This window comes from Protofrankia sp. Cas3 (genome assembly GCF_963555955.1).
Classification (GTDB): Bacteria; Actinomycetota; Actinomycetes; order Frankiales; family Frankiaceae; genus Protofrankia.
Genome location: NZ_CAUVXP010000192.1, coordinates 1 through 9284 on the forward strand (window position 1 = coordinate 1; position 9284 = coordinate 9284).

Below are 9284 nucleotides of genomic sequence, written 5' to 3' on the forward strand. Positions count from 1 at the left end.
TGCGAGGCGTTGCCGACGAACTGCCGCTGCGCCGCGAAGGTTGCGTCGAGGCGGGACAGCATGGCGTTGATCGCGGAACCCAGCTCCCACCACTCGTCCCGGGCAGCGGTCAACGTGACCCGTTCGTGCAGGCTACGGTCCGCGACACGGCGGGCCGTAGCGGTGATCTGACGCAATGGACGCAACGTCGCACCCGCGACGAACCAGCCGGCGACCAGGCTGGCGGCGGTCAGTCCGGTTGCCAGGATCAACCCGCGATCCACCAGCGGAGCCAGGGTCTGTGAGCGCAGCCGTTCCCGGATGGTCCGCTCCGCGAGCACCTGCCGGGCCTTGGACTGCGCGGCCTGGTCTTCGGAGCTCGGCGTCGCCTGTACCGCGACGGAGATATCGATCGGCTCTTGCGCGATGGCGTCGTTGACCACCAGATAGGCGACGAGCAGCATCAGTCCGCTCACGACCAGTCCCAGGCAGCCGAAGAGCAGGGCCAGCCGGGCGCGGACGTGCAGCCTGGTCATGGCAGCCGGTACCCAACGCCGGTGACGGTCTCCACCAACGGCGGTTGACCGAGTTTGCGGCGCAGTGTCATGACGGTCACCCGGACGACGTTCGTCAGCGGATCGATATTCTCGTCCCAGACCTTCGCCAGGAGCTGCTCGGCGCTCACCACCGCCCCGTCGGCGAGGAGAAGCTCCTGGAGCACCCCGAACTCCTTGCGGGACAAGGAGACAAAGAGACCGGCCCGGGTCACCTGCCGGCGCGCCGGGTCAAGTTCGATACCCGCCCGGCGTAGTACCGGGAGCGCGGCCGGCCGCGCCCGCCGGGCCAGGGCGCGCACCCGGGCGACGAGCTCCGGGAACGCGAACGGTTTCGGCAGGTAGTCGTCGGCGCCGAGAGACAAGCCGGCGACCCGGTCACTCACCTCGCCGGACGCGGTGAGCATCAGCACCCGGGTGTCCGCGTCCGACCCGACGAGGCTGCGGCACACGTCGTCGCCATGCACGATCGGTAGGTCCCGGTCGAGTACCAGGACGTCATAGTCATTGACGCCCAACCGTTCCAGGGCCTCGGCGCCGTCGTAGACGACGTCGACCGCGATCGCCTCCCGCCGTAGGCCCTCGGCGATGGCGTCAGCCAGCAGCCCCTCGTCCTCGGCGACCAGCACCCGCATGGACGCTCCCCCCTCGACCGGTCCGCAGCGCTGACGAGATTGTGAACGAATCCGCATAAGAAGCGCGTAAGTATCGTCGCTTACGGTGATCTTATCGCCAACCGAGTTCCATCACTGCCATGACGAACACGGGAAATCCGGCCGCGAGCCGACGCCTTCCGCTGATCGGTCCGGTGTCCGCGGCCGGACTGGCGGTGGCCTTGCTGTCCGGCTGCGCCGGCGGGGGAGGGACATCGCACGTGGTGTCCGTCTCGGCCGGCTCGCCATCGGCGGTCCAGAGCAGCGCCGACCGCGGCAGCCAGGCCACGCGGTATCGCGACTGCCTGCTGAGCAACGGTGTCACGCTGCTCGACCAGTCAACCGCCGAGGGCATGCCGCAGATCGACAAGGAACGCACGAACATCGGCGTAGTCAACGCCGCCTCGCAGAAGTGCCGTCCGTACCTGCCGGCGGCCGTCGACGCGGAGCGGCCCGATCAGCAGGCGGTCGAGGCCCAGCGTCGGCTCGCCGTGTGCCTGCGGGGACACGGCGTGCCGGAATATCCGGACCCCGACCCGGTGACCGGCGACCCCCACGTCAGCGACCAGCTGGCCGCGCGGCTCAAGGACGACCCGAGTCTGGCGTCGGGCCTGCAGACCTGCCAGCAGCAGGTCTGGCCTGCAACCGGCGGCGGCACGATCGGCGGATGAGGATGCGCACTGGCCTCGTTATCGGCGCGGTGGCGGCTGCGCTGACCCTCACCGTCGGCGTATTGACTGTGCACCTCGCGCAGCGCCCCTCATCGGCGGTTCCGGCCGGCTCATCGCCGCCAGCGGTCACCGCCGAGATCACCCGCACAACCCTTATGCAGACCGCCTTCGTGGACGGAACACTCAGTTACGGCCCGACCCAACCGGTCGACTCCAGGGCGCCCGGCACGCTCACCTGGCTGCCCAACGCCGGTGACACGGTGGAGCGGGGCCGTGCCCTACTGCGCGCCGATGAACTGCCGGTCGTGCTGCTCTACGGTGACCTGCCCATGTACCGCCCGCTCGCGCCCGACACGGTCGGCAATGACGTCAACCAGTTTGAGACCAACCTGCGCGCGCTCGGATACACCGGCTTCACGGCCGACCAGCGGTACACGGCCGAGACGGCGGCGGCGGTCAAGCGCTGGCAGCGGGACCTGGGTCGGCCGGAGACCGGCACGGTGGACGTCGCCGAGGTCATCTACCTACCCGGGCCGGTCCGGGTCGCCAGCCGGATGGCCCGGCTCGGTGCGGCCGCGACCGGCCAGGTGCTCGCCTGCACCGGCACGACCAAGGCGGTGACCGCCCAGGTCTCGGCGCAGAACACGGCATGGGCGGTTAAGGGCACCAACGTGGACATTGTGCTGCCGGTTGGCGCCGCGGTGCCCGGCGTGGTGGCCGACGTCGGCACCCAGGCGAGCGCACAGGCCGGCGGCGACGATGCGAACGCCCCGGCTGGCAGCGGTGCCCAGCAGGCCACCGTGACGGTCACCGTCACCATCGCGAACCAGGATGCGGTCAAGGGGCTGGATCAGGCGCCGGTGAAGGTGCGGCACGTTCTGGACCAGCGGGAGAACGTGCTGACGGTACCGGTCGCCGCGCTGCTCGCGCCGATCGAGGGAGGGTACGCCCTGGAGATCGTCGACGGCGACCTGAGCCGGGTGGTACCGGTACGGACCGGATTGTTCGCGGACGGCCGGGTCGAGGTCAGCGCTGCCGGCATCGATGCGGGTGTGAAGGTGAAGGTGCCGGCATGAATCCGCCTGCGGTGGTGCAGATGCACGGCGTTTCCAAGGTGTACCCCGGGGGCGTCGCCGCCCTCCGGGACGTCGACCTGACCGTCCACAGCGGGGAGATGGTGGCCGTCGTCGGCCGTTCCGGCTCCGGGAAATCGACGATGCTGCACATCATGGGTACTCTTGACCGGCCTTCTACCGGCAGCGTGTACCTGGACGGACACGACGTCGCAGCGCTGCCCGACCGCCGACTATCCGCGCTGCGGGCGCACCGCATCGGGTTTGTCTTCCAGAACTTCCATCTCGCCGACGGTGTGTCGTGCCTGGACAACGTGGCGAACGGACTGCTTTACGCCGGCGTCCCGATCCGCGATCGTCGTCGGCGTGCCGAGGCGGCGCTGCACCGTGTCGGGCTCGGCCACCGGCTCGGGCACCGGCCACACGAACTGTCCGGCGGGGAGCGGCAACGGGTCGCCATCGCTCGCGCCGTGGTCGGTGTCCCCATGTTGCTACTGACGGACGAGCCGACCGGCAATCTGGACACGGGTTCAGGCGCTGCCGTGCTGGACATCCTGCACGAGCTTCACACGGCCGGTACCACCGTCGTGGTCATCACCCATGACGGTGACATCGCCGGCCGGCTGCCGCGCCAGGTGCGCCTTCTCGACGGGAAGGTGGTCTGATGGCCGGCGCCCTGCCACGCCCCGCACGGCTCGGCTTGGCCGACACGCTCCGGGTCGGTTCCGCCGGCCTGCGGTCTCGACCGCTGCGGGTGGGGCTCGCGACACTGGGCATCTCGCTCGGGATCGCGGCCATGGTCGCCGTCCTCGGTGTCTCCTCATCCAGCCGCGCCGATCTGGACCGGCGACTGGACACGCTCGGCACCAACCTGCTCATCGCCGCACCCGGCCAGACCGTACTGGGGGAAAGGGCGAAGCTCCCGACCGAATCGGTCCAGATGGCGACCCGGATTGCCCCGGTGTACTCGGTGTCCGCGACCGGGCGCGTCAACGCCTCGATCTACCGCAATGACCACATCGACGTGGGCAACACCGGCGCCATCGCGGTACTGGCCGCCCAGCCGGGACTGCTGGACACGGTCAGCGGTGGCGTTACCGAGGGCCGCTGGCTCAACCGGGCGACCTCGACCTTCCCTGCTGTCGTCCTCGGCGCCCGGGCCGCCGAGAAGCTCGCGGCCCACCTGCCCGGAACCCGGGTCTGGTTGGGTGGCCAGTGGTTTGGCGTGGTCGGCGTGCTCGGACCCGTCCCGCTCGCCCCCGAACTGGACAACGCCGCCCTGGTCGGATGGAGCGCAGCCGAGACCTACCTTCGTTTCGACGCCCATCCCACGACGCTGTACACGCGATCCGCGCCGTCCGAGGTGGAGGCCGTCCGGTCGGTGTTGCCGGCGACGGTGAACCCGCAAAGCCCGTATGAGGTTCGGGTCTCCCGTCCCTCGGATGCGCTCGCCGCGCAGCGCGCCACCCACCGGACGCTTGACCGCCTCCTCCTCGGGCTCGGTGCAGTCGCTCTGGTGGTCGGCGGGGTAGGTGTGGCCAACACCATGGTCATTTCGGTACTCGAGCGGCGCGGTGAGATCGGCCTTCGTCGCGCCCTCGGCGCGACCCGGGGACAAATCCGCCTGCAGTTCCTCATGGAATCGCTGCTGCTGGCCGGTCTCGGCGGTGTCGGCGGTGTGATCCTCGGCGTGCTCGCCACGGGCGGGTACGCGGCGACGCAGCACTGGCCGGTGGTCGTTCCGCTGGTCGCCTGGTTGGGCGGCGTGGTTGTCACGCTGCCGGTCGGCATGATCGCCGGCCTCTATCCCGCCATCCGTGCCGCCCGCCTCACTCCGGTCGCAGCCCTGATCGCGCCGTGACAGGAGCGCGGGTTTAGACCGACCGGCAACAGGGGTCTCAGGCGGTCCGTGCGGGATCCCCGGCCGCGTCCTGTTGGGCGAGCCAGGCCTGCTGGCGGTCGAAGTGCGTGCGGTCACGCGCCACGAAAATGCCCTTGGCGGAGGCGAAGGTGAGCGCACAGGCCCGCTGGTACACGCTGGGCACCGGCGGGTTTGTCTCTCGGGACAGTGTCGGTCTGCCGTTGACGTCGGGGATCTCGGCGAACCGGTATGTGTATGGCAACGCCAATCCGCTGGCTTACAACGATCCGTCGGGCCATAATCCGTTGGCCATGTTGTTTGCGGCCGTGCCGCTGGCGGAGATTTTGCCGCCGGTCGCGGCGGCGGCCGCGATAGTAATTGAAGCTTGCTTGGATTGTAAAAGCAGCAAGCGACGATTGTCCTGATGGAATTGTCGCCATTATCGGCAGTAATCAAGACGCAACTAAAGGGCTAGGTTGGCAGTGCCACAAGGTACTGTCTTTTCCTAATCCTCGGGACTGGAGTCCGGAGCTAAATGATGCCTGGATTGATAGCGTCATCGAACGAGAGCTCGATGTTTATCTTGCTTCAAATGAGAGTTTTGACAACCTGTGGGATAGAAAAGAAATGCGGTTTCTGGTGTACGGTAATGATCTTGAAAGATTGAGGACTGCTGGGTATATTTACGAAAGTGAGTACGTACTTCGAGCTCCGCGACGAAAGTAGTATGGATGGGAACTGAGGATGAAGATCTGAGAGGTCTTATTATAGGTAGGCGTACACCTTATGCTGGTACTCCTATTCCATCCAATCGTGATTTTATGATCAAAAAACTTCTGCTTAAAGCAGATAGAATTGGTGCGCTTGGGGATATTTATGAACTTGTACTTGACGATGAAGCCAGCCTGCTGGCGGTTTTCGCTGAAAGGATGGCTGCTCTCGCGGTTAGAAATCGGGATCAGGAAGATCTCCAGGTTGGGCTGCTGGCAGCAGCCATAGCCTGCGAAAAATCCCGTGACTTCCGTGATGTTGTGCATCCGATCTCACTTTTGTGGCGTAGCGCTGAGCTGATAGGCCTCGACCCAGTGTTAGAGTTCCAGGCTGCAGAACGACGTCTACCCTTTAAGTCCAATTTCTTGAGCGGATATCCGAAGCGCCCGGTCGAGATGAGAAATATTCAGGTCATGCGGTATATCGAGTCTGCTGATGCGGATGGTTTTCTTTATAAGAAGATCGAGCCGCGCAGGTCGCAGAAATGGTGAATAGCCGGGTCTGGTGGGTGGGCAAGTATCTCGACACGGCTTGGTGCCGTTGCGGTAGCTGTTCAGCTGAGGTCGCGGGTGGCTGAGTGTTTCGGTCAGGCGGGTTGAGCTGCGGGTTGAGCTGCGGGTGGGAGCCAGGCGCCGGTTCGGAGAGTTATACCGTGATTTCTACAGGCCCACCGTCGACGCGAGGGACACGGCACCCAGCACACACCACCACCGACAGGCACATCACGCACTTGACCGGCATATCGTGACAATATCTCGTCAACGCGTGGGCAGACCGACGCTCGACCGGCACCCAGTCATCCGCCCGCCCAGCCAACATCCCACGGGTTCACCGAACACTTACTTCCTGTGCCATGTGAATACGACATCCCATCCACTGCGAAGGAGGTTGACGAGCCCGTTGGGTTCCGTGATAAAAGGATCGGTCTCAGCAGTATTCGTGGGCCAGGGGAGGGGCACAATGGGGCTCAACGACTGGTGGCACAGGGTCAAGACTGCGCCGCGAGAACTTATGGCGAAAGATCTGTCCGATCCCGAGTGGGTGACCGGAAAGATCGCTAATTATGTCAGGCTGCGCCGTCCGACACGGATCACGCTCATGGTGGTGGGCAGCATCATCGCGACGATCGGGTTCGTCTTCCCGTGGTACATCGTGTCGTTCGATCCGCCCGGCGGCGTCCTGGTATACGATCATGTTGCCCACCACGCTTCTCACGACTTGGTCAACGGTCTGGTAATGATGACCAACGCCAGAGAAGCGCACGATTCGCTGACGGCGGACGGGCTGAAGTACCTGGAATGGGCTATCGCATTGACGTTCATCAACGGTCTGTTCCTTCAGATCTTCAATCCGCAGATCGGTAGCTTTAAAAGCACGGTGGCCAAGAGAATAACGTCGATCATCCTGAGTGCGGCTCATCTTACGGCCATCCTCCTGTTCATCAAGGACGAGTGGTGGGCCAACGTTGACGGGGGCTACCAAGTTTCGATCAAGGAAAACGTCTTCGTAAGTAACGGCAAGGGCGACTTCGCGCTGGCGGCCGCCAGATCGATAACAGCCTTCCCGCTCGGCGGATTCTTCATCACCATGGCCGGTGTCGCGATCTCCGCAATCGGCCTGTACTCCGGTACTCGAATCATGACCGAGGTGCAGCTGGCCGCACGCAGAGAGGTGCATAAGAAGGTGCTTGGCGGCGTGGGTAAACTGGTTTCGACGGCCGTTGGCCTAGTTCTCCTTGGCTTGCCCATCTATTTGTTCTTCCACGAGAACCACATCAGGGTCAGCAAGTGATGAGGGTTTCCAATGCGTAACTGGCCAGGTCCCGGTGGCCGCGGGCATCCAGGGACGGTCCTCGATGAGTTGGCCTCGAAGGTCCGCGCCTCGGGGCAACCGCGAAGGATGTCGATGATGACATCGGTGTCGAGAAGGACGCTCACTGTGTATCGTTGCGTATCGGATACGGACCGCCGCGGTCAAGATCCTAGATGCGACGACGGTCAGCGTTGGATGATATCCACTTCGCCCGGCGCGAGGCTGTCGACCGCAACGGCTGCCGGCGTGGCTGCGGGATCCGGTGGCTGCGGTTTCGCAGCCAGGATTCGCTTTGCTCCGCGACGACCTTGCCAGGCAACGCCGAAAAGACCACCCCAAATCCCGCCGCTGATTATGAATGCGGCGCCGGCGGTCGGAGATAGGTATCCGGGCAGAATTTCTATCAGGAAGCCCGCAGCGGCATCCATCGGAAAGGTGAGGAGCGCGAGGAGCGCGAATACCCAGCTTCGGCGAGTCTCATGCAGGTAGTATTTCGCCAGGTTCTCGGCTGTTGCCGCGACGACCGGATCCGGATGCCGCAGGCGACGCTTTGCCAGCTTCCTGACTTCAGCTCTGGTGTGCTTGGGTATTTCATGCCATGCTTTGACCACCGCTCGTTGCTCGGCCTTTGTCAGAGGCTGGCTCGAGGGTTTCCGCGGCTGCTCTGTCGCGGATCGATGATTGCGCACGGTTGATCGTAGCGATGATAGTGCTGGGATGCGATGGTTTGGTGCGGGGTCTCAGGCTCTCGGTGCGGGATCCCCGGCCGCGTCCTGCTCGGCGAGCCAGGCCTGCTGGCGGTCGAAGTGCGCGCGGTCGCGGGCGACGAAAACGCCTTTAGCGGTGGCGAGCTCCGCGTTCGTGGACGCCATTCGTAGCTCGCCGACCACGTACAGACGCTGCCCCTCACGCCTGTCCAGCCAGGACGATGCCAGCAGGTCACGCCCGATCGGAACGGGGCGGATGAATTTGATCTCAAGCGTCGCCGTGACCGCGAGTGTCCCCAGGTGCATGGGCAGGTGTCCGAGCACCTCGTCCATGATCCCCGCCGTCCAGCCGCCATGGGCGACGTTCGGACCGCCTTCATGCTCCGGCGAACAGGTCACGTGCGCCCGCAGCACCCCGTCGTCCAACTGCTCGCGGAGCATCCCCAGGCGGCACTGTCCCGTGCGGGAACAGGCGCCACACAGCGCCACCGCACCGCCTGCCCTCGGTGGCACCTGGAAGTCCGAGCCCGTCCAGCGCGGTCCGTTGTCACTCATCCGACGAGCGCCACCCCTCTTGGCCGCATGGTGCTCTCCACACGCTCGCCGCGGTTGCGGGCATGCCTCGATATCAGTATAAACATATAACGATTAGCAACAGTCTCATCGCAACCTGGAGTGCGGCATCCAGGTTAGAGCAACATGGCCCGTGACCTCACCGAATGCATTGCCAGCCAGTGAGTAGCCAGACAGTGACAGGAGTCACCGATGTGGGGCTTTCAGACGGATCCCGATTACCAGAAGTTGCTTGACTGGGCGGATGAGTTCGTCCGCACGGAAGTTGAGCCTGTCGACCGGTTGGTCCGCCAGCCGTACGACCTCGCCGACCCGGTCCGTGCCGCGCTCATCCCACCGCTGCAGGAGAAGGTCCGTGCGCAGGGGCTGTGGGCCTGCCACCTCGGCCCGGAACTCGGCGGCCCCGGATACGGCCAGCTCAAGCTCGCCCTGCTCAACGAGATCCTGGGCAGGTCGCGCTGCGCTCCCAGCGTTTTCGGCTGCCAGGCACCGGACTCGGGCAACAGTGAGATCCTTGCGCATTTCGGCACGGACGAGCACAAGGCGACGTATCTCGCGCCGTTGCTGCGTAATGAGATCGTTTCGTGCTTCTCCATGACCGAGCCGCAGGGTGGCGCCGACCCGAAGGTC

General features: G+C 65.0%; 13 protein-coding genes. 8 read left to right on the top strand and 5 right to left on the bottom strand.

Features of this window, described 5'->3' with window-relative positions; genetic code table 11:
* A partial coding sequence (locus tag U9983_RS24265; RefSeq protein ID WP_322756233.1) for a HAMP domain-containing protein occupies positions 1–515 on the bottom strand: 515 nt, incomplete at its 3' end.
* Positions 512–1168, bottom strand: coding sequence for a response regulator transcription factor (locus U9983_RS24270; RefSeq protein WP_322748474.1), 657 nt, complete (start codon positions 1166–1168; stop codon positions 512–514). The genes U9983_RS24265 and U9983_RS24270, both read right to left, overlap by 4 nt.
* Positions 1169–1287: 119 nt before the next feature.
* Here U9983_RS24270 and U9983_RS24275 point away from each other — a divergent pair, with 119 nt between their 5' ends.
* Genes U9983_RS24275 through U9983_RS24290 form a run of 4 tightly spaced genes read left to right on the top strand, consistent with a single transcriptional unit; the run spans position 1288 to position 4791 of the window.
* Positions 1288–1857, top strand: coding sequence for a hypothetical protein (locus U9983_RS24275; RefSeq protein ID WP_322756234.1), 570 nt, complete (start codon positions 1288–1290; stop codon positions 1855–1857).
* The gene (locus U9983_RS24280) at positions 1854–2933 is read left to right on the top strand and encodes a peptidoglycan-binding domain-containing protein (protein WP_322756235.1); all 1080 of its coding nucleotides are present in this window, start codon (positions 1854–1856) and stop codon (positions 2931–2933) included. The genes U9983_RS24275 and U9983_RS24280 overlap by 4 nt, the downstream gene beginning before the upstream one ends.
* Positions 2930–3595, top strand: coding sequence for an ABC transporter ATP-binding protein (locus tag U9983_RS24285; RefSeq protein WP_322756236.1), 666 nt, complete (start codon positions 2930–2932; stop codon positions 3593–3595). The genes U9983_RS24280 and U9983_RS24285 overlap by 4 nt, the downstream gene beginning before the upstream one ends.
* Entirely contained in the window at positions 3595–4791 is a 1197-nt protein-coding gene (locus U9983_RS24290; RefSeq protein ID WP_322756237.1) for an ABC transporter permease, read from the top strand. Before U9983_RS24285 ends, U9983_RS24290 begins: the two co-directional genes overlap by 1 nt.
* A 37-nt stretch (positions 4792–4828) precedes the next feature.
* Here U9983_RS24290 and U9983_RS24295 read toward each other — a convergent pair whose 3' ends face one another.
* Positions 4829–5053, bottom strand: a complete 225-nt coding sequence (locus U9983_RS24295) for a hypothetical protein (RefSeq protein ID WP_322756238.1) — start codon at positions 5051–5053, stop codon at positions 4829–4831.
* On the opposite strand from U9983_RS24295, the gene U9983_RS28130 reads away from it, so the two are divergent.
* The 3 genes from U9983_RS28130 (at position 4968) to U9983_RS24305 (ending at position 7353) form a co-directional block, all read left to right on the top strand.
* Positions 4968–5216 carry a hypothetical protein gene (locus U9983_RS28130; protein WP_416211515.1) on the top strand — a complete coding sequence of 83 codons (249 nt, stop codon included), beginning with the start codon at positions 4968–4970 and terminating at the stop codon, positions 5214–5216. The genes U9983_RS24295 and U9983_RS28130 overlap by 86 nt on opposite strands.
* Before the next feature lie 306 nt (positions 5217–5522).
* A complete protein-coding gene (locus U9983_RS24300; protein WP_322756239.1) occupies positions 5523–6053 on the top strand; it encodes a hypothetical protein in 531 nt (176 codons plus the stop codon).
* A 469-nt stretch (positions 6054–6522) separates the two neighbouring features.
* A complete protein-coding gene (locus U9983_RS24305) occupies positions 6523–7353 on the top strand; it encodes a hypothetical protein (protein WP_322756240.1) in 831 nt (276 codons plus the stop codon).
* 206 nt (positions 7354–7559) lie between these two features.
* On the opposite strand, the gene U9983_RS24310 is transcribed toward U9983_RS24305, so the two are convergent.
* Positions 7560–7985, bottom strand: coding sequence for a hypothetical protein (locus U9983_RS24310; protein ID WP_322756241.1), 426 nt, complete (start codon positions 7983–7985; stop codon positions 7560–7562).
* A 129-nt stretch (positions 7986–8114) separates the two neighbouring features.
* A complete protein-coding gene (locus U9983_RS24315) occupies positions 8115–8636 on the bottom strand; it encodes a PaaI family thioesterase (RefSeq protein WP_322756242.1) in 522 nt (173 codons plus the stop codon).
* 210 nt (positions 8637–8846) lie between these two features.
* On the opposite strand from U9983_RS24315, the gene U9983_RS24320 reads away from it, so the two are divergent.
* Positions 8847–9284 (top strand): acyl-CoA dehydrogenase family protein (locus U9983_RS24320; RefSeq protein ID WP_322756243.1); only part of this gene is annotated, 438 nt, incomplete at its 3' end.